The sequence below is a fragment of the Methylobacterium sp. D48H genome, assembly GCF_053345715.1.
The window spans coordinates 257,916-276,706 of record NZ_JBKFAP010000001.1 but is presented as its reverse complement, the minus strand read 5'-3'; the positions used below and the strand labels follow the sequence as shown (position 1 = coordinate 276,706).

Genomic DNA, 18,791 nt, shown 5'->3' with positions numbered 1-18,791 from the left:
TGGCGTGCCGGCGCAGGCCCCTCATGCATGGAGCACAGGCTAAGCTCCCGCTGTGCAAAGCCTTTCTAAACTGCGACCCGAAAAAAATTGTCTGGCGCGGCGCCGCGACCGGCTCGCCCGCGCCGGCTCAGTCCCCGCGGGCGAGGTCGGCGGCGTCGCGCCCGACGACCTGCCGGAGCGAGGCGATGCCGGCCTCGCTCATGCGCCGCAGGAGCCCGTCCTTGATGCGCCCGACGAGGCCCGGCCCCTCGTAGACCAGCGCCGAGTAGAGCTGCACGAGGCTCGCCCCGGCCCGGATCTTGGTCCAGGCCGCCTCGGCCGAATCCACGCCGCCGACCCCGATGAGCGGCAGCGCGTCACCGACGCGCAGGCGCGTCTGGGCGAGCATCCGCGTCGCCGGGCCGAAGAGCGGCCGCCCCGAGAGGCCGCCCGTCTGCCGCGCGAGACCCTGCTCGCGCAGGCTCGCCGGGCGGGCCACCGTGGTGTTGGACACGACGAGGGCCTGGACCCCGCGCCGCTGCGCCGTCGCGCAGACCGCGTCGAGGGCGTCGAGCGCCATGTCGGGGGCGATCTTGAGGAGGATCGCCGCGCCGGCGCCTGCCGCGTCCCGGGCCTCGACCGTGCGGGCGAGCAGCTCGTCGAGGAAGGCCTCACCCTGGAGGTCGCGCAGGCCCGGCGTGTTGGGCGACGAGACGTTCACCGTGACGAAGTCCACGAGCGGCGCGAGGGCGGCGGTGCAGGCGGCGTAGTCGGCGAGGCGGTCGGCCGACTCCTTGTTCGCGCCGATATTGACGCCGACGATGCCGGGTCGCCCCCTCCGGGCGCGCAGACGGTCGGCCACCACGTCCAGCCCCTCGCTGTTGAGGCCGAAGCGGTTGATCACGGCGCGGTCGTCGGGGAGGCGGAAGACCCGCGGCCGCGGGTTGCCGGGCTGGGGCCGCGGCACGACCCCGCCGACCTCGACGAAGCCGAAGCCGAGGCCCAGCAGCGCGTCGGGAACGCGCGCGCCCTTGTCGAAGCCGGCCGCGAGGCCGACCGGGTTGGGGAAGCGGCGGCCGAGCAGGTCGACGGCGAGGCGCGGGTCGTCCGCCGGCCGCGGCCCCGCGGGCAGGAGCGCCAGGGCGGCGAGGGTCAGGTCGTGCGCGCGCTCCGCGTCGAGGCGGTGCAGCAGCGGTCTGACGAGGGGGAAGGCGGCCGCGATCATGCCGGCAGGATCCCGGCCGGGAAGGCGTGCCGGCCGTCGGCGCCCAGCGGCATATCGTCCACCGCGACCACGGCGGACAGCGGCAGCGGGCCGTAGAGATGCGGGAACAGGTCGCCGCCGCGAGAGGGCTCGTAGCGCAGGCCGTCGCCGAGGGCGTCGGCCTCGACCGCGACGAGGAGCAGGTCGTCCTGCCCGGCGAAGTGCCGGGCCGCCGTCTCGGCGACCTGTGCGGCCGTCGAGAAGTGGATGAAGCCGTCCTGATGATCGATCGGGGCGCCCGTGAACCGGCCCGCGGCCTCGGCCTCGCGCCACAGAGGGCGCGGACAGATCTTGTAGATGAGCGGCATCGAAGCTCCCCGGAGACGACGCTGCGATAGAGGCGCGGGGCCGCGGCGGCAACCGCGCCGCGCGCCGCCCGATTCGAGGAGCGATTGCAATCTGCCGCCCGTAGTTCTACTTTCCTACGACTAGGCTGGACGTCACACAGCCCCGTCCGGACCGGCAGAGCGGATCCGGAAAGCAGATTGTCAAGTATCTCCGCGCGTACCCGGCGGGTGTCGAACGGACCCGGCGGGCGAACCGTCTCCGTGCCTCCGAGGCAGCCGGATCCCGGCTGGTGAGACGGGGGTGCCGGCCCGCTCAGGCTGAGCTTCCGAGCCCGCTATGCTGTCGCACGAGCAGATCTGGAACGCCATCGACCGGCTCGCCGAGCGCCACGGCTACTCGGCCTCGGGCCTCGCCCGCCGCGCCGGCCTCGACGCGACCAGCTTCAACCGGTCGAAGCGCGTGGGCGCCGACGGCCGCAAGCGCTGGCCGTCCACCGAATCCGTGTCGAAGGTCCTGGCCGCCACCGGCTCGAGCCTCGACGAGTTCCTGCGGCTCATCGAGGCCCGCGAGATCCCCGCCCGCACCATGGTGCCGCTGATCGGCCTGACCCAGGCCGGGGCCGGCCGCCTGTTCACCGACGAGGGCATGCCCACCGGGGGCGCCGGCTGGGAGGAGATCGAGTTTCCGGATCTCGGCGAGGAGCGGGCCTTCGCGCTGGAGATCCAGGGCGATTCCATGCTGCCGCTGTTCCGGGACGGCGACGTCCTGATCGTGTCGCCGACGGCCAGCGTGCGCAAGGGCGACCGCGTCGTGGTCCGCCTGCACGGCGGCGAGGTCCTGGCCAAGGAGCTGCGGCGGCGTACCGCCCGGACCGTGGAACTGGCCTCCCTGAACCCCGAGCACGAGGACCGGGTCCTCAATCTCGGCGAGGTGGCCTGGATGGCCCGGGTGATGTGGGTGCGCCAGTAGGCGGTGTCCGGACGGGTCGGCACGCCGGTCGACGCGCGGATCCTCCCGCGGATCCACGCTTGGCCGTGAGGCCGTTCATCGCTATCGCTGGCCCGTCGCGGACCTTCCGCATCCGCTGAGCGCGAACGCAGCATGGCGCAGCCCGGGACGGATCACAGCGCGGCCGAAGGCGGGTCGCTGGCGGACGAGGCCCGCGCGCTCCTCGACGCGCTGCCGACGCCCAGCCTCGTGCTCGATCCGCAGGGCCGTGTCCGCCACGCCAATCCCGCCCTGGAGCGGATCGCCGGCTACGCGGCGGAGCGGCTCGTCGCGCAGGGACTCGACCTGATCCTGGCGCAGCGCACGGGCCCCCTCGATCCCGCCGGCGCCGAGCCTCAGGAATTCCTGGCCACGCGCGCGGACGGGACGAGCTTCTGGGCCCGCCTGGAGACGGCGGCCCTGCCCGGAACCCCGTTCCGCATCGGCCAGATCCGCGACGAGACGGCCCGGCGCGAAGCTGAGGGCGCGCTCGCGCTCTCCCGCCAGCGCGAGGCGCTGGGGCTCCTGACCAACAGCGTCGCCCACGAGTTCAACAATTTCCTGCAGATCCTGATCGGCTACATCGACGGGCTCAAGCGGAGGCTCGGGGACCGGCAGGAGCCGTTCGTCCAGCGGGCGATCGCCCGCTCGGCCGACGCTACCGAGCGCGCGGCGATCCTGACCCGGCACCTGCTCGCCTATTCGCGCCGCATCGCGCCGGACGTCCGGTCGGTCGACCTCGACGCCATCGTGGCCGACCTCGCCGCCCGCCTCGAGCCCGACCTTCCGCCCGGGATCCGCCTCACCGTGGCGGCGACGCCGGGCCTGCCGCGGGCGATCAGCAATCCCACGCAGATCGAGTTCGCCCTGCGGCATCTCGTCGCCAATGCCTGCGAGGCGATGCCGTCGGGTGGGACGCTGACCCTGTCGACCTTCCGGGTGGATCCCGGCGACCGCTCCCTGCAGCAGCCGGGCCAGGGGAGCGTCGGGATCGCGGTCGGCGACACCGGCCAGGGCATGTCGCCCGAGATGCTCGCCCGGGCCCTGGCGCCGTTCCAGACCAGCCACGAGGCCGGGCGCGGCGCGGGCCTCGCGATCGTGCACGGCCTCATGAAGAGGCAGAACGGGACCATCACCCTCGACAGCCGCAGCGGGGAGGGGACGCAGGTGCGCCTCTCCTTCCCGGCCGCCCCGGAACGCACGCTCCACTAGAGCGGTCCCGTCCGCGCGATGGGTGCGACGGGCGGGTGAGAGATGCGCCCGGCGATCCGGTGGAAAACGTCGCCCGGGCGACGGCAGGCAGGACTAAAACCGCTGCCCGACCGTTCCCATATCGTCACTGGCGCTCCGCGCCACCCGGTTCTCGTCCTCTGAGGCGTGTACATGTTTACTGAGATTTCGCGCCGCCGGCGTGTGGCCGCCCTCCTGGCGCTGGCCGCTGCGCTGACCGTCGCGGCACCCGTCGTGGAAGCCCGTCCGGGCGGCGGCGGGTCCGTCGGGTCCCGCGGCTCGCGCACCTACACGGCGCCCTCCGCCACGCCGACCGCTCCGGGCGGCGGCACGACGATGCAGCGCTCGCAGACCGCGCCCTCGCCCGGCATGGGCAGCCCCGGCATGCAGGCCCCGGCCGCGCCCGGTCGCCGCTTCGGCGGCGGCTTCTTCGCGGGCCTGCTCGGCGCCGGCCTGATCGGCGCGCTGCTCGGCGGCGGCTTCTTCGGCGGTCTCGGTGGCCTCGCCTCGATGATCGGCCTCCTGTTCCAGGTCGGTCTCGTCGTGCTCGTGGTGATGCTGGCCCTGCGGTTCTTCCGCCGCCGGAACGAGCCGGCCGGCGCCGGCGCGCCCTACGCGCGCTCGTCGCTCGACGATCAGCCGGGCGCCCGCGGCCCGATGGGCGGCGCTCCGGGCGGCCCGGCTCCAGGCGGCATGTTCGGCGGTGGGCAGCGCCTGCCGCAGACGCGCCCGGTGCAGATCGGCCCGGCCGATTACCAGGCCTTCGAGCGCCTGCTCGGCGACATCCAGGATGCCTACTCGCGCGAGGATCGGGTGACCCTGGGCAACCTGTCGACGCCCGAGATGGTCAGCTACTTCGACGAGGAGCTGCGCGGCAACGCCTCCCGCGGCGTGGTGAACAAGATCTCGGACGTGAAGCTGCTGCAGGGCGACCTCGCGGAGGCCTGGGGCGAGGACCGCACCGACTACGCGACCGTGGCCATGCGCTACGCCCTCAAGGACGTGATGATCGAGCGGGCGAGCGGCCGCGTCGTCTCCACGGACTCGTCCGAGGCGACGGAGCTCTGGACCTTCCTGCGCCAGCCCGGCCGCGGCTGGGTGCTCTCGGCGATCCAGCAGACCCGCTGACCCGGCAGCGCTCCGTCCTCCGGGCCGGAGCCGCGGCTCTCCGTCAGGCCGGCGTCCCCACCGGGGCGCCGGCCTTTCTGTGCGCGTCCCACCGATTGGCGAGATCGACGAACCCGGACACCGGGATCTCCTCGGCGCGCGCGGTCTCGGACAGGCCGGCGGCGGCCAGCAGGGCGCCGGCCTCGGGCGTCAAGGCCTTGAGGCTCTGGCGCAGCATCTTCCGCCGCTGGCCGAAGGCCGCCCGGGTGACGGCTTCGAGCGCGCCGGCGCGGCAGGGCAGGGGCTGGGCGCGCGGAACCAGCCGGACCACGCTCGAGGTCACTTTGGGCGGCGGCACGAAGGCCGAGGGGCTGACGTCGAACAGGATCTCGGCCTCCGTGCGCCAGCCGCACAGGACGCCGAGCCGGCCGTAATCGGCCCGCTCCTCCGGGCCGGCGACGATCCGCTCGGCGACCTCCCGCTGGAACATCAGCACGGCCTGGTCCCACCAGGGCGGCCAGACCTCCCCGTCGAGCCAGCCGGTGAGCAGAGCGGTCCCGACATTGTAGGGCAGGTTGGCGACGATCCGCGCCGGGGCCTCGCCCACCAGCGGCCGCGGGTCGAACGCCAGGGCGTCGGCGTCGACCACCTCGAGCCGGCCGGGATAGTGGGCGGCGATCTCGGCGAGGGCCGGCAGGGCGCGCGGGTCGCGCTCGATCGCCACGACGCGGGCGGCGCCCTCGGCGAGGAGCGCGCGCGTCAGCCCCCCCGGGCCCGGCCCGACCTCCACCACGGTCACCCCCGCGAGCGGACCGGCCGCCCGGGCGATCCGGCCGGTCAGGTTGAGGTCGTAGAGGAAGTTCTGGCCGAGCGCCTTCTTCGGCTCCAGGCCGTGGCGGGCGACGACCTCGCGCAGCGGGGGAAGACCGTCCCCGGCGCTCATGCTGGCTGCCTCACAGCTCGTCCTCGGGATCGAAGTGGCGGGCGCCGACGGGCCGGGGACGGCCGGCATAGACGCTGAACGGGATGATCTCGGCCCCGGCGGGGGCCTCGCTCCGCGCGGCCGCGTTGGCGGCCAGCCGGTCGGCGAGGCGCAGGGCTGCCACGAGGCTGTCCGGCCGGGCGACGCCCTGGCCGGCGATGTCGAAGGCCGTCCCGTGGTCCGGCGAGGTGCGCACGAAGGGCAGGCCGAGGGTGACGTTCACGCCGTCGTCGAACGCGATCGTCTTGATCGGGATCAGGGCCTGATCGTGCGTGGGCGCGAGGGCGACGTCGTAGGTCTCCCGGGCGCGGGCGTGGAACAGGGTGTCGGCGGGGAGCGGCCCGCGGATGTCGATGCCCCGCGCCCGCAGGCGCGCCACGGCGGGGGCGAGGACGTCGCGGTCCTCGCGGCCGATCGTTCCGGCCTCGCCCGCGTGCGGGTTCAGGCCGGCGAGGACGAGGCGCGGCTCGGGCAGGCCGAACCGTTCCCGCAGGTCCCGGGCGACGATCGCGGCGGTCTCCTCGACGAGTTCCTGGGTGAGCAGGTCCGGAACGTCCCTCAGCGGCACGTGGATCGTCACCGGCACGACCGAGAGGCCGGCGCTCCAGATCATCATCACCGGCCGGGGCGGCGTCACGCCGGGCGGCACCGCGAGGGCGGCCAGGAACTCGGTGTGCCCGGGATGGGCGAAGCCCGTCCGGGTCAGCACGAACTTGGCGATCGGGTTGGTCACCACCGCGCTCGCGCGCCCGGCCTTCACGAACTCCACCGCCGCGGTGATCGACTCGATGGTCGCGCCGGCGTTGCCGGAATCGGGGACGCCGGGATCGGCCGCGACGCGGGCGCCGCTCGGCAAGGGCACCACGGGGAGCGCGCGCGGGAACACCTCGGCGGCCGTCTCCGGATCGACCTCCGCCACCGGGACGGGGCGGTCGAGGCGGTGGGCGAGGCGCTCGACGAAGTCGGGATCGGCCACCAGGAAGAACGGCGGCAACGGATCCGCCCCGCCGCGCCCGAGCCACGCGCTGAGCGCCAGCTCCGGGCCGATGCCGGCGGGATCTCCGAGGGTGAGGGCGAGGGGCGGCATGGGCGCTCTATAGCGCCCGCGCGGCGCGGGCGCATCCTCGGCGGCTCAGACCGAGCAGCGGGATCGCGGCGGGCGACGCGCCGGACCGGCGCGCCGCCGGTCCCGGTTCCTCAGCGGATCGAGGCGATGCCGTCGGCGGTGGTGGCGGTCCCGACGTTCTGGCGCAGGTCGGCCTCGCCCAGGGTCTTCAGCTCGACCCGCAGCAGCACCGTCTGGTTGCGCTCGCGGACGCCCGTCGCGGTCGCGATCGGCGAGTTGATGTAGTTCAGCGAGACGGTGGTGCACTCGTCCTGATAGCCGCCGCCGAAGCTCGCGCCCGACAGGTAGAAGCGGCCCGGGTTCTGGTAGATCGGCACGGTCCCGATCGGGTTCGCCAGGTAGGAGCTCAGCGCGTCCGTGTAGGTGTTGCGCACGTCGAGGTAGTGGGTCAGGTCGACGAGCAGCGAGCCCGACACGAACCAGTTCGGCGTGATGTTGTAGGTCGCGGTGGCGGTGATGCCCTCGCGGTAGTGGCTGTAGCCCAGCAGAGGCTGCGCCTCGTAGTACGAGTAGAAGGCCGAGACGGTGAGCGGCAGGAACGGCGCGAACCGCGCCGTCGCGCCGGTCTCGAACCGCGCCACGTGGAAGTCGGACTGGTTGAACCGGGCCCGGCTGATGAACGTGATGTTCTGGTTCGGCGAGACCTGGAAACGGCCGACGAAGTCCGAGCGCTGCGTCTCGAGCCCGGAATCGAGGCCGGTGTTGGCGATGTCGCCGCGGCGGAACGAGTTGACGCCCGCGAGCTGGATGGACTCGCCGAACAGGACGTTCGCGTACCAGCCGGACGGGGTCACGACCGAGTACTGGCCGCCGAGATTGGTGCGCACGCCGCCCTCGACCCGGTCATAGCCCGAGAATTTGTCCCACTCGAACAGCGAGGTGTCGTCGAAGACGAGGCTCTGCGCGTCCTCGTTCGGCAGGCGGCCGATCCGGGTCTCCGACGGGCGCGCGATGATCTGGCCGATCGGCTCCAGGGTGTGGACGCCGAGGGCGCCGAAATTGGCGACGAACGGGTAGCGGTAGTCGAGGCCGATCGCCGGCATGACCCGCCCGGCAAAGCCCTGATCGACGTGCGCGACCTGCGGGACGAGGTCATTCTGGTAGCCCGAGAAGCTCGTGCTGTTGAAGAACGCGTCCGTGCGCAGGTACGCGAAGGGCGTGAATTTCTGGCCCAGATCGTCGATGAAGCTGCGGCGCCAGGACAGCTCCGCGGAGGCGCGGGTGTTCGTGCCGGCGAGCCCGTCGATGGCGCACAGGCCGCGCTGGAAGACCGTGCAGGTCTGGTAGAGCGGGAAGCTGACGCCGTTGACGCTCGGCGAGAACAGGTAGCTCGAGGTCCGCGGCAGGCCCTGGTACTGCGTGGTCTCGCGGGTCAGGCTGGTGATGTTCGCCTGGAAGCGCACCTCGCCGCCGATCTCCGATGGGCCATTGATCCGCTTGTCGTAGTCGATCACCGGCGCCACGATCGGCTGCTGCTTCTGCCAGTCGAAGCTCGACAGGCCCTTGAAGTAGTAGCCCCGCGCCTCGAACCACGAGCGGTCGCCCTGACCGATCAGGAAGGCGGTCGAGGTCGCCTCGCGGAAATAGTCCGTGGTGATGTTCTGGTTGCGGATCCGGTAATTGTCGAGGAACCACTTGTCGGTCACGCCGACGAGGTCCCAGCCGGTGCGCCAGCGCGGGTTGATGTAGAACCGACCCTGCGACTCGACCGAGCCGCGGAAGTCGCGCTCGCCCGCGCCGAGGGGGCTCGGCAGGAAGGCCGAGGGCGTCGTCTGCGAGATGCCCGACAGGCGGATGTTGTAGAAGCCGTTGTCGATCCGCTGGCGGAACTCGCCCTGCGCGAGCAGGCCCTGCCGGCTCAGCAGGGTCGGCGTCAGCGTCAGGTCGTAGTTCGGCGCGAGGTTGATGAAGTACGGGAGCGACACGCCGTTGCCGAGCGCGGTCGTCGTGATGAAGCGCGGCGTCAGGAAGCCGGTCTTGCGCTTCACCGTCGGGTCCGGCGCCTCGAAATACGGCAGGTAGGCCACCGGGATGCCGGCGATCTCGAGCGTCGAGTCGTCGAAGTAGACCGTGTGGGTCTCGTTGTCGTGGATGATCTTCTTCGCCTTGATCTGCCACAGCGGCGGCGTCTCAGGGTTGTCCTTGCACGGCTCGCAGGCCGTGTAGCTGCCGGACTCGAAGCTGGTCTGCTCGCCGTTCAGGCGCTCGGCCCGCGGCGCGGAGAACCGGGTGCGCACGGTCTCGAACTTGCGCTGGACGGTCTGCTGGCCGCGGAAGGCGTCGACGAAGCCGGTCTTGAAGTCGTCGGTGAGCTCCATGCGCGCGCCGGTCACGACGCCGCCGTCGGCCTCGGTGAGGCGGACATTGCCCTCGGCGAAGACCCGGCCGGAATTCCGGTCGTAGCGCACGCGGTCGGCCTGCAGCGTCCGCGGGCCGTAATGCAACTCGGCGTTGCCCCGCGCCGTCACGGTGCCGTGGTCGTTGTCGTAGATCAGCTCGTCGGCCTCGACGAGGAGCTTGTCGCCGGGCTTGCCGGCCGCGACGGCGGGCAGACCCTGGGCATGGGCGGACAGGCCCCCGGCCAGCGGCGCGGCGAGCGCCAGCGCGGCCCGGAAACCAGCCTTCCGCAGGATGTCGGCGACCTTACGCAACGCGCGTCCCAACCCCTGTGACGTCTGCCGCCACCAACCTCAACACCCGTCTCCCGTCCCGCGAAGGATCGCGGAAGTCAGCCGTCTTCCTGGTACAGAAGCGTGAGCGTACCGAGAAGACTGCCTACCACGGCCGGGAACCAGGCCGCCACCGGTGCGGCGACGAGTCCGGATGCTCCGAGCCCCTCCATGACCTGTCGGACCACGTAGAGGGCGAAGCCGGCCGCGACGCCACCGAGGACGAGTTTACCGACCCCACCAAAGCGGAAGAACCGTAAGGAAACGGTTGCGGCGACGATGACCATGGCCACGAACAGCACCGGCCGCGCCCACAGGACATCGTACTGGAGACGGTAGCGGGTGGCGTCCAAACCGGCCCGCTCGGTCCGCGCGATGGTTGTGGGAAGTTGCCAGAAAGGCACAGATTCCGGGGGGGTGAACCGCTGCCGCACCTGCCCGGGGTCGAGGTTCGAGTCGATCAGGTAGGTGTCGAACGACTCAGGCGGCGCGTGCGGTGTGAGAACGCGCACATCGGAGAGTTCCCAGTAGCCGTCGTGGAGCGTGGCGCGGGCCGCGACGAGCTGCTCGGCGAACCTGCCGGCGTCGTCGAACGTGAAGACCGACACCCCCGCCAGGGTGGTCGTGCCCTCGATGGCGGTCTCGGCGCGGAGGATCGCCTCGCCGTCGAGGCCCTTCTGGCGGATCCAGAGGTCCTTGCCCGAACTCGCCTTGGTGGATTTGGCGAAGATCTTGGCCTCGATCTCGGTGGAGCGCTGCTTCAGCATCGCCGAGACCGGGTTGTAGACGCCGACCGCCAGCGCGCCGAGGGTGAGGGCCACGAAGAAGCCGGGCTGCAGGAACTGCCAGGCCGAGATCCCGGCCGCGCGGGCGACCACCAGCTCCAGCTTGCGCGAGAGCTGGAGCAGGGCCGCCATGGAGCCGAACAGGACCGCGAAGGGCAGGACCCCCTCCGCCACCGCGGGGGTGCGATAGAGCGAGAGCTGCGCCATCAGGCCGGCGGACGCGCCCTGAGCCTCGCCGGCGCGGCGGAGCAGCTCGACGAAGTCGAGGGTGTAGACCAGCGCGAACACGGTGACGAAGACGCCGAGCACCGTGCGGAGGAAACGGGCCGCGAAGTAGCGCCCGAGGGTGGGGCCGATCAGCATCATCGGCGTCAGGCCGCCGGCGCGAGGCGCGGGCCGCGGAACCGGCCGCGGACGGCGCGGGCCAGGGCGGCGTTGAAGGCGCGCACCCGGGGCCCGTAGAAGATGAGGAGGCTCGACAGGAGGATCGCGAGCAGCGGCACGCCGTAGACCGCCAGGACCGCGGCGGGGCTGCGCGCGGCGGCGCTGACCGCCGCGAAGCCGCCGATGCGCAGCGCCACGACGGCGACGATCGCGCCGGCGATCGCGACGCCGCGCCCCTGCCGGGTCGTGCGGGGATCGCCCAGAGCCGCGAAGGCGATGAAGACCAGGGCCAGCGGGTAGAGGCAGGCGGAGAGTCGGTCGTGCAGCTCGGCGCGGAACCGGCCCTTCTGCAGCTTGTAGTAGCCCTCCGTCGTGTCGGGGAACAGGAGCTGCGCCGTCGAGCGCTCGCGCGGCTTGTAGATCGTGTCGGAATCCGGGGGCGCGAAGGCCGCGAGGTCGATCGTGTAGCGCTCGAAGGTCAGGATCGAGGAATCGCGCGAGTCCTTCTGCTGCTGGTGGACGCTGCCGTTTTCCAGGATCAGGTAGCTCTGGCCGTCGACGTCGACCGCGTTGCCGCGCTCGGCGAGGTAGACCTTGGTCTTCCCGGCCTCGCGCCGGTCCTGGATGAACAACCCCTTGAGGGTGCCGCCCGGTCCGCGCTCGCGGAAGTGGAAGGTGATGCCGTTGTCGAGCTGGGTGAACTGCCCTTCCTTGACGACGTTCGCGATGAAGTCGCCGCGCACCCGGGTGATCACGTCGCGCAGCTCCTGGAAGCTCGCGGGCATGACCACAACGACCAGGAATCCCACCAGGAAGCTGACGAACAGCGCCAGGGTGAGGAAGGGCCGCAGCAGCGAGCGCGGCGGCATCCCGGCCGCCGACATGACAATCAGCTCGGAATCGCCGTTCAGCTTGTTGAGCGCGTAGATCGTGCCGATGAACAGCGCCACGGGGGCGATGACGACGACGAGGGTCGGCAGCGACAGGCCGGTGACGAAGAGGAAGACCAGCAGCGTCTGGCCCTTGGCGGTCACGAGATCGAGCTCGCGCAGGGCCTGGGTCAGCCAGATGGTGCCCGTCAGCCCGATCAGGCAGGCGAGGGTGGCGCCCAGGGCGATCCGAAAGATGTAGCGCTCGATCTGCCTCATCGGCCCGGCAGTCCCGCTCGTCCTCTCGCGCCCTCGAGGCGGCAGGGACCCGACAAAAGGGGCGATTCCAGGGCTGTCACGCCGCGTTGCGTTCTCCGTCTCAGCGGCTACACAGGGCGGATCGCCCGCGCCTCGGCGCGCGGGTGCGTAGTACGGCTCCGGAATAACGGGCAGGGCGACGGGTATGGCGGACGGTATCGAGGTCGGTTTCGGTCCCCTGGAGCAGAGCGGCCAGGGCCCCGGCGGATCCGGCGATCTCGTGGTCTTCGTCGGCGACGACCTGTCGCTCGGGTCGGCCGCCCGCGAGGCGCTGGGCGCCTCCGGGGCGGATCTCGTGGCCCGCGCCGCGGCCTCCGAGAAGTTCAAGGGCCGCTCGCTCAGCGCCCTGTCCCTGCCGGCCCCGGCGGGCGTCGGTGCCGACCGCCTCGTGGTCGTGGGCCTGGGCTCGGAGAAGGACCGGGCCAAGACCGACTGGCCGGCGCTCGGCGGCTTCACCGCCGGCAAGGTGGCGGGACGGACCGCCCGGGTGGTGCTCGACTGGCCGGGCGCGACGGTCACGGCGGCGCAGGCCGGCGAGTTCGCCCTCGGCGCGCGCCTGCGGACCTACGCGTTCGACCGCTACAAGACCAAGAAGAAGCCCGACGCCGACGACAAGTCCGTCACCGCGCTGACCCTGCTGCTCGCCGATCACGGCGCGGCCGCCCGCGAGGGCGAGGGCGCCAAGAGCCTGTCCGACAGCGTGGTCCTGGCCCGCGACCTCGTGAACGAGCCGCCGAACGTGCTCTTCCCGGCTGAGTTCGCCCGCCGCGCCTCGGAGCTCGCCAAGCTCGGCGTCGAGATCGAGGTGCTGGAGCCGGCCCGGATGCGGGAACTCGGCATGGGCGCGCTGCTCGCGGTGGCGCAGGGCTCGGCCCGCGAGCCGCGGATCGTGATCATGCGATGGAACGGCGGCCCCGCGGCCGAGGCGCCCGTGGCCCTCATCGGCAAGGGCGTCGTGTTCGATTCCGGCGGCGTCTCGATCAAGCCGGGCGGCGGCATGGAGGACATGAAGGGCGACATGGGCGGCGCCGCCGCCGTGGTCGGGGCGCTCCACGCGCTCGCCGCCCGCAAGGCGCACTGCAACGTGGTCGGCGCCATCGGCATCGTGGAGAACATGCCGGACGGCGGGTCGTACCGCCCGTCCGACATCCTGACCTCCATGTCGGGCCAGACCATCGAGGTGATCAACACCGACGCCGAGGGCCGGCTGGTGCTGGCCGACGTGATCACCCACGTCATCCGCAGCACCAAGCCCAAGGCCATCGTCGACCTCGCGACGCTGACCGGCGCGATCATCGTGGCGCTGGGCCAGGACATCGCCGGCATGTTCTCGAACGATGACACGCTGGCGGGCAACATCCACGCCGCCGGCGAGGCGACCGGCGAGAAGGTGTGGCGGATGCCGCTGATCCCCGCCTACGACAAGGCGATCGATTCCAAGTTCGCCGACATGAAGAACACCGGCGGCCGCCACGGCGGCGCCGCCACCGCGGCGTCGTTCATCAAGCGCTATGTCGAGGACGTTCCGTGGGCGCATCTCGACATCGCCGGCGTCGCGATGTCGTCGAACGCCAGCGAGATCAACCGCAGCTGGGGCGCTGGCTGGGGCGTGCGCCTCCTCGACCGGCTGATCCGCGACCATTACGAGGCCCGCTGAGGCGGCCGCGGCGGTCCCGACCCCGCGCGCCTCTCCGGCTGATCCCAGCATGGCCGCACACGCCAACGCCGCGCTCGACCGGGTCGGCCCGGGCGCCGGGACGTTCGGAGGCCGCTCCGGCGGCCTTCTGGCAGCGGCGGGGCCGATCCTCGCCATGCTGGCCGCCCTGGCTCTCGTCGCGGCGACCGGCCTGAGCCAGCGCGACGCCGTGCCGGAGGCCCTCGAGCCCTGGATCTTCGGCTACTTCATCGGCCGCTACCCGCTCTTCGCCTTCGCACTGGTCTACGGGCTCGGCCACCTCGCGCGGGTGGCGACGGGCCCGGGCCCGGGCTCCGCGCCGCGCCGGATCGTGTTCGGACTGGCGGGCGCGGCCGCGCTCCTCGCCGCCGGGCTCTACCCGACCTTCGGCGGCCTCGTCCTGCGCGGCGCCTTCGCCACCGGGGGCATGGCCTTCCTCACCCACCAGCCCCTGTGGCTGGCCTACGGGCTCGGCGCCGCCGTGGGCGCGCTGACGTTCGGCGGCGTCCTCGGCCTGTTCGCGGTCGCGGCCAACCGGCCCCTGCGGCCGCGGCTGCGCCGGGTCGGCTACGGCGCGCTCGCCTTCCTGACCCTGTGGCTCGGCGCGATCCTGATCGGCCTCGCCTGCGACCTGGGCGTCGGCCCCTGGCCGCGGCGTGCGATGCGGCCGGAGGAGGCCGCGCTCGCCGCCGGCCTGCTGATCGCGGCGGCCCTGCCCCACACCGTGCTGGCGACATTGCGCCGGCATCGTCCAGCCCTCTGACCCCCCTGCCTTGCGGGCCGGCCTCCGTTCCCGCAGAGTCCGCGCGACAGGCGTTGCGGGACTCGGCCCCCGAGAGTCGGGCCCGCGGGAGGCATCGCGATGCATGAGGCGAACGTGATGGAGCACGGCGCTCGAGCCGCCACGGCCGGAGCGATGCCGGGCCACGGGGCCTCCGACCGGCCCTGGCTGCCCTTCTATCCGCCCGGCGTGCCGGCGGAGATCGACGTCGCGGGCCTCGGGACCCTGGTCGACCTGTTCGAGACCAGCGTGACCGACTTCGCCGACCGGCCGGCGATGCTGTGCTTCGGCTCGACCATGACCTACGCGACCCTCGGCCAGCAGGCGCGCGACCTCGCGGCCTGGCTGCGCGGCCAGGGGCTGGCGAAGGGCGACCGCGTGGCGATCATGCTGCCGAACGTCCCCGCCTACGCCGTGGCGATCTTCGGCGTCCTCCTGGCGGGGGGAACGGTGGTCAACACCAACCCGCTCTACACGCCCCGGGAATGCGTGCAGCAGATCAACGATTCCGGCGCGCGGATCCTGATCGTCCTGGAGAATTTCGGCGCCACCATCGCGGCGGCGCTGCCGGACGTGGCCCTGGAGCGGGTCGTCCTCGTGGGTCCGGGCGACGGGCTGGGGCTGAAGGGGCGGGTGATCAACCTCGCGAGCCGGCACGTCCGCAAGGCGGTGCCGCCGTTCCGCCTGCCGGAAGGGCTGGCGATCCCGTTCGCCACCGTGCTCCGCCAGGGCCGGACGATGCCGCGCGCGTCCGCCGCGGTCGACCCGGAGGACCTCGCCTTCCTGCAATATACCGGGGGCACCACCGGCATCGCCAAGGCGGCGATGCTGAGCCACCGCAACATCATGGCGAACGTCGAGCAGTCGCAGCTCTGGTTCAACTCGAAGGATCCGAGCGTCGCGCGCTGCGTGGTCACGGCGCTGCCGCTCTACCACATCTTCGCGCTCACCGCGTGCTTCTTCCAGTTCATGCGCAGCGGCGGCTCTTGCCTGCTGATCCCCAATCCGCGCGACTGCGACGGCATGGTCAAGACCCTGAGCCGCACGCGCTTCACCCACCTGATGGGCGTGAACACGCTGTTCAACGTCCTGATCAACCATCCGAAGATCGGCACGGTGGATTTCGCCCACCTCGACTTCGTGGTCGGCGGCGGCACGGCCGTCCAGCGGGCGGTGGCCGAGCGCTGGAAGGCCCTGACCGGCAACACGATCATCGAGGGCTACGGCCTGTCGGAGACCTCGCCGGTCGTGTGCGTCAACCCGCGGGGCATGCGCGACTTCTCCGGCACGATCGGCTACCCGCTGCCCTCCACGGAGGTCTCGATCCGCGCCGTCTCCGGCGAGCCCCTCCCGGCCGGGCAGCCAGGCGAGATCTGCGTGCGCGGCCCGCAGGTGATGCGCGGCTACTGGAATCGGCCGGAGGAGACCGCGCGGGCGATGACCGCGGACGGGTTCTTCCGGACGGGCGACGTCGCGATCCTGCAGGCGGACGGCCAGGTCCGGATCGTCGACCGGATGAAGGACATGATCCTCGTCTCCGGCTTCAACGTCTATCCGAACGAGGTCGAGGACGTGCTGGCGGCCCACCCGGCCGTGCTCGAATGCGCGGTGGTCGGCGCGCCGAGCGAGGAGACGGGCGAGATGGTGGTGGCCCACGTGGTCCTGAAGGACCCGTCGGTCTCCACCGATATCCTGCGGGCGCATGCCCGCACCCAGCTCACCGGCTACAAGGTTCCCCGCCGCGTGGTGCTCCACGAGACCCTGCCGAAGACCAATGTCGGCAAGGTGCTGCGGCGGATGCTGCGCGACGAGACGCCGCCGGCCTAAGCGTCGCCCGCGCGGCGGAAGACGGCCTGCGTCCCGGTGCCGCTCACGGGCGGCGTAACTCCTGCGCGCCGTTCGCCGAAAGGTGAGGCTGCGGCGCTTGCGCCCCTGTCGGCCGCGGCCGATCTGTGGGTTGTGCAGGCAGGAGATCCGAGGAGACGGCCATGTTGATCAAGCGCAGGCGCGGTTGGGAGATTCCGGAGCATCTGGCGACGCCGGAGGCCGTCTTCCTCAATCGGCGGGCCCTGATCGGCGGCGCGGCCGGGCTCGCGGCCGGCTCGCTCCTGGGCGGACGCGCGGCCCTTGCGGCGGCGGGCGACCAGCCGCTCTACCCGGCGCCGCAGAACCCCGCCTACACGCTCGACCGCCCCCTGACCCCGGAGCGCTTCAGCGCCGACTACAACAATTTCTACGAGTTCGGCACGTCGAAGACGGTGCTGCCGGCGGCCAACGCCCTTAAGACGCAGCCCTGGACCCTGAAGATCGACGGGCTCGTCGAGAAGCCGTTCGAGATCGGCGTCGACGACCTGATCCGGAAGGTCGGCCTGGAGGAGCGTCTCTACCGTCACCGCTGCGTCGAGGCGTGGTCGATGGCGGTGCCCTGGACCGGATTCCCGCTGGCGAAGCTCGTGGCGCTGGCCAAGCCCGCCTCCGGCGCGAAGTACATCCGCTTCGAGACGTTCATGGACAAGGCGATGGCGCCCGGCCAGCGGGCGTTCTTCTATCCCTGGCCCTACACGGAGGGCCTGACCCTGGCTGAGGCCGGGAACGACCTCGCCTTCATGGTCACGGGGATCTACGGCAAGCCGCTGCCCAACCAGTTCGGGGCGCCGATCCGCGTCGCGGTGCCGTGGAAGTACGGGTTCAAGTCGGCCAAGTCACTGGTGAAGATCTCGTTCACGGCCGACCGGCCGAAGACCTTCTGGGAGGGTCTGCAGGCCTCGGAGTACGGCTTCTGGGCCAACGTGAACCCGGCCGTGCCGCACCCGCGCTGGAGCCAGGCGACCGAGCGCGTCCTCGGCACTGACCAGCGCGTGCCGACGCTGATCTACAACGGCTACGGCGAGCAGGTCGCCGGCCTCTACAAGGGCCTCGAGGGCGAGCGCCTGTTCGTGTGAGCACGCGCCTGCCGAAGCCGCGCTGATCTGGCGCGGCTTCCGCAGCGACGACGCGGCTCCTACGCTGCCCGGCCGACGAGGTCGACGGTCCGCGGCCTAGCGCGGGCAGGCATGGGCCCGCTCGAAGGCCTGCAGATCCGCCACCGTCGCCTGCTCTTGGCGCGAGAGCGGCACGCGATCCATGGCGTCGTACCGGCAATCGGCGTTGCCGAAGGTCCGGATCGCGCGCGGCGTGGTGAAGCAGTAGCCGGCCTGCTTGTAGATCAGGTTGCGTTGGTACCAAGCTTCCGCGCAGTCATCCGCCATCGCGCCGGTGGAGCCCGCGACGAGGACCAGAGCGTAGAGAGCAGCACGCATCGAATCGTCTCCGTGAGGAGACGGATCCAACCATCGGATGCTCAGTAGGTCCAGCGCTGCGCCTTCGAGACGAGGAAGTCGCGGAACGCCTGCACCCGGGCGACCGAGCGCATCTCCTCGGCGTAGACGAGGTAGCTCTCCAGGCTCGGCATCTCGGTCTCGCGCAGAACCTGCACGAGCTGCTGGCCGCCATCCACCGCGTAGTCGGGCAGGATGCCGATGCCGGCGCCGGCCTCCATGGCGCGCTGCAGGGCGCCGATATTGTTCACCGTCAGGTGGACCTGGCGCCGCTCGCGGCCCTCGCGGCCCGCGTCGGCGAGCCAGTGGGCGGCCAGAAGATACGAGGGCTCGTTGCCGCCGAAGGAGACGAGGCGGTGGTCGTCGAGCTCCTCGATGGTCTTGGGCTCGCCGAACCGCTTCACGTAATCCGGACTGGCGAAGGCGTGGTAGTGCACGGTGAACAGCCGCCGCTGGATCAGGTCCGGCTGCGCCGGGCGGCGCATGCGGATCGCCACGTCGGCCTCGCGCATGGCCAGATCGAGCTCCTCGTTGGTGAGGATCAGCTCGATGCGCACGTCCGGGTAGAGGTCCAGAAACTCGCCGACCCGCTGCGACAGCCAGGACGTGCCGAGGCCGACCGTGGTGGTGACCTTGAGGTCGCCGGTCGGCCGCTCGGAGGTCTCGACGAGGCGCGCCCGGGTATTTTCCAGGCGCAGCTTCATGTCCCGCGCGGCGCGGAACAGCAGATCGCCCTGCTCGGTGAGCAGTAGGCCGCGGGCGTGGCGGTGGAAGAGCGGCGCCTTCAGCTCACGCTCCAGGGCGCTGATCTGGCGGCTGACCGCCGATTGGCTGAGCCCGATATCGTCACCCGCCTTGGTGAAGCTCCCCGCCTCCGCGACGTTGAGGAAGATCCGGATCTTGTCCCAGTCCAAGGCGAGAACCCCTACCAGCGCGCGCCCACGGGTCGCGCCCGGGGTGGAGAAGGGGCGCGAAGCGGCGGGCAGATCACCGGGCGAACTGCGCGGTGCCGCGTGCGGATGGCCGCTCC

The 18,791-nt window shown here is 71.9% G+C and carries 16 protein-coding genes; 7 read left to right on the top strand and 9 right to left on the bottom strand.

The features are described from left to right. Nucleotides 1-127: 127 nt before the first annotated feature. Both ACLBX8_RS01465 and ACLBX8_RS01460 read right to left on the bottom strand, forming a co-directional pair. Nucleotides 128-1,204, bottom strand: coding sequence for a quinone-dependent dihydroorotate dehydrogenase (locus ACLBX8_RS01465; RefSeq protein WP_447714515.1), 1,077 nt, complete (start codon nucleotides 1,202-1,204; stop codon nucleotides 128-130). Beyond that, the gene (locus tag ACLBX8_RS01460; protein WP_020093554.1) at nucleotides 1,201-1,551 is read right to left on the bottom strand and encodes a DUF952 domain-containing protein; all 351 of its coding nucleotides are present in this window, start codon (nucleotides 1,549-1,551) and stop codon (nucleotides 1,201-1,203) included. The genes ACLBX8_RS01465 and ACLBX8_RS01460 overlap by 4 nt, the downstream gene beginning before the upstream one ends. A 316-nt stretch (nucleotides 1,552-1,867) precedes the next feature. Between ACLBX8_RS01460 and ACLBX8_RS01455 the strand changes: the two genes are divergently transcribed. The 3 genes from ACLBX8_RS01455 to ACLBX8_RS01445 all read left to right on the top strand — a co-directional run bounded on the left by ACLBX8_RS01455 (nucleotide 1,868) and on the right by ACLBX8_RS01445 (nucleotide 4,876). Beyond that, nucleotides 1,868-2,500, top strand: coding sequence for a S24 family peptidase (locus ACLBX8_RS01455; RefSeq protein WP_012317556.1), 633 nt, complete (start codon nucleotides 1,868-1,870; stop codon nucleotides 2,498-2,500). Nucleotides 2,501-2,632: 132 nt separating this feature from the next. Further along, the gene (locus ACLBX8_RS01450) at nucleotides 2,633-3,730 is read left to right on the top strand and encodes a two-component system sensor histidine kinase NtrB (RefSeq protein WP_447714514.1); all 1,098 of its coding nucleotides are present in this window, start codon (nucleotides 2,633-2,635) and stop codon (nucleotides 3,728-3,730) included. Between the two features lie 171 nt (nucleotides 3,731-3,901). Next, nucleotides 3,902-4,876 (top strand): TIM44-like domain-containing protein, encoded by a 975-nt coding sequence (locus tag ACLBX8_RS01445; RefSeq protein WP_447714513.1) that lies wholly within the window; start codon nucleotides 3,902-3,904, stop codon nucleotides 4,874-4,876. A gap of 43 nt (nucleotides 4,877-4,919) precedes the next feature. Here the strand turns inward: ACLBX8_RS01445 and rsmA are convergent, their stop codons facing one another. The 5 genes from rsmA to lptF form a co-directional block, all read right to left on the bottom strand. Beyond that, nucleotides 4,920-5,798, bottom strand: a complete 879-nt coding sequence (gene rsmA, locus ACLBX8_RS01440; protein ID WP_056522390.1) for a 16S rRNA (adenine(1518)-N(6)/adenine(1519)-N(6))-dimethyltransferase RsmA — start codon at nucleotides 5,796-5,798, stop codon at nucleotides 4,920-4,922. 10 nt (nucleotides 5,799-5,808) lie between these two features. Continuing rightward, nucleotides 5,809-6,924 carry a 4-hydroxythreonine-4-phosphate dehydrogenase PdxA gene (pdxA, locus tag ACLBX8_RS01435; RefSeq protein WP_091680149.1) on the bottom strand — a complete coding sequence of 372 codons (1,116 nt, stop codon included), beginning with the start codon at nucleotides 6,922-6,924 and terminating at the stop codon, nucleotides 5,809-5,811. 110 nt (nucleotides 6,925-7,034) lie between these two features. Further along, a complete protein-coding gene (locus tag ACLBX8_RS01430) occupies nucleotides 7,035-9,614 on the bottom strand; it encodes an LPS-assembly protein LptD (protein ID WP_447714512.1) in 2,580 nt (859 codons plus the stop codon). A gap of 77 nt (nucleotides 9,615-9,691) precedes the next feature. Continuing rightward, nucleotides 9,692-10,780, bottom strand: a complete 1,089-nt coding sequence (gene lptG / locus ACLBX8_RS01425) for an LPS export ABC transporter permease LptG (RefSeq protein WP_447698128.1) — start codon at nucleotides 10,778-10,780, stop codon at nucleotides 9,692-9,694. A gap of 8 nt (nucleotides 10,781-10,788) precedes the next feature. Beyond that, nucleotides 10,789-11,949 carry an LPS export ABC transporter permease LptF gene (gene lptF / locus ACLBX8_RS01420; protein WP_020093547.1) on the bottom strand — a complete coding sequence of 387 codons (1,161 nt, stop codon included), beginning with the start codon at nucleotides 11,947-11,949 and terminating at the stop codon, nucleotides 10,789-10,791. A gap of 184 nt (nucleotides 11,950-12,133) precedes the next feature. On the opposite strand from lptF, the gene ACLBX8_RS01415 reads away from it, so the two are divergent. The 4 genes from ACLBX8_RS01415 (at nucleotide 12,134) to msrP (ending at nucleotide 17,386) form a co-directional block, all read left to right on the top strand. After that, nucleotides 12,134-13,645, top strand: a complete 1,512-nt coding sequence (locus tag ACLBX8_RS01415; RefSeq protein ID WP_447697689.1) for a leucyl aminopeptidase — start codon at nucleotides 12,134-12,136, stop codon at nucleotides 13,643-13,645. Between the two features lie 49 nt (nucleotides 13,646-13,694). Then, nucleotides 13,695-14,426, top strand: a complete 732-nt coding sequence (locus tag ACLBX8_RS01410) for a hypothetical protein (RefSeq protein ID WP_447714511.1) — start codon at nucleotides 13,695-13,697, stop codon at nucleotides 14,424-14,426. Between the two features lie 99 nt (nucleotides 14,427-14,525). Then, nucleotides 14,526-16,271 carry an AMP-binding protein gene (locus tag ACLBX8_RS01405; protein WP_447697688.1) on the top strand — a complete coding sequence of 582 codons (1,746 nt, stop codon included), beginning with the start codon at nucleotides 14,526-14,528 and terminating at the stop codon, nucleotides 16,269-16,271. A gap of 161 nt (nucleotides 16,272-16,432) precedes the next feature. After that, on the top strand, nucleotides 16,433-17,386 hold the full coding sequence (gene msrP, locus ACLBX8_RS01400) for a protein-methionine-sulfoxide reductase catalytic subunit MsrP (RefSeq protein WP_091680143.1): 954 nt from the start codon (nucleotides 16,433-16,435) through the stop codon (nucleotides 17,384-17,386). Nucleotides 17,387-17,482: 96 nt separating this feature from the next. Here msrP and ACLBX8_RS01395 read toward each other — a convergent pair whose 3' ends face one another. Further along, nucleotides 17,483-17,743, bottom strand: coding sequence for a YARHG domain-containing protein (locus ACLBX8_RS01395; RefSeq protein WP_447714510.1), 261 nt, complete (start codon nucleotides 17,741-17,743; stop codon nucleotides 17,483-17,485). Nucleotides 17,744-17,784: 41 nt separating this feature from the next. Next, on the bottom strand, nucleotides 17,785-18,675 hold the full coding sequence (locus tag ACLBX8_RS01390) for a LysR family transcriptional regulator (RefSeq protein ID WP_012317569.1): 891 nt from the start codon (nucleotides 18,673-18,675) through the stop codon (nucleotides 17,785-17,787). Nucleotides 18,676-18,791: the final 116 nt, after the last annotated feature.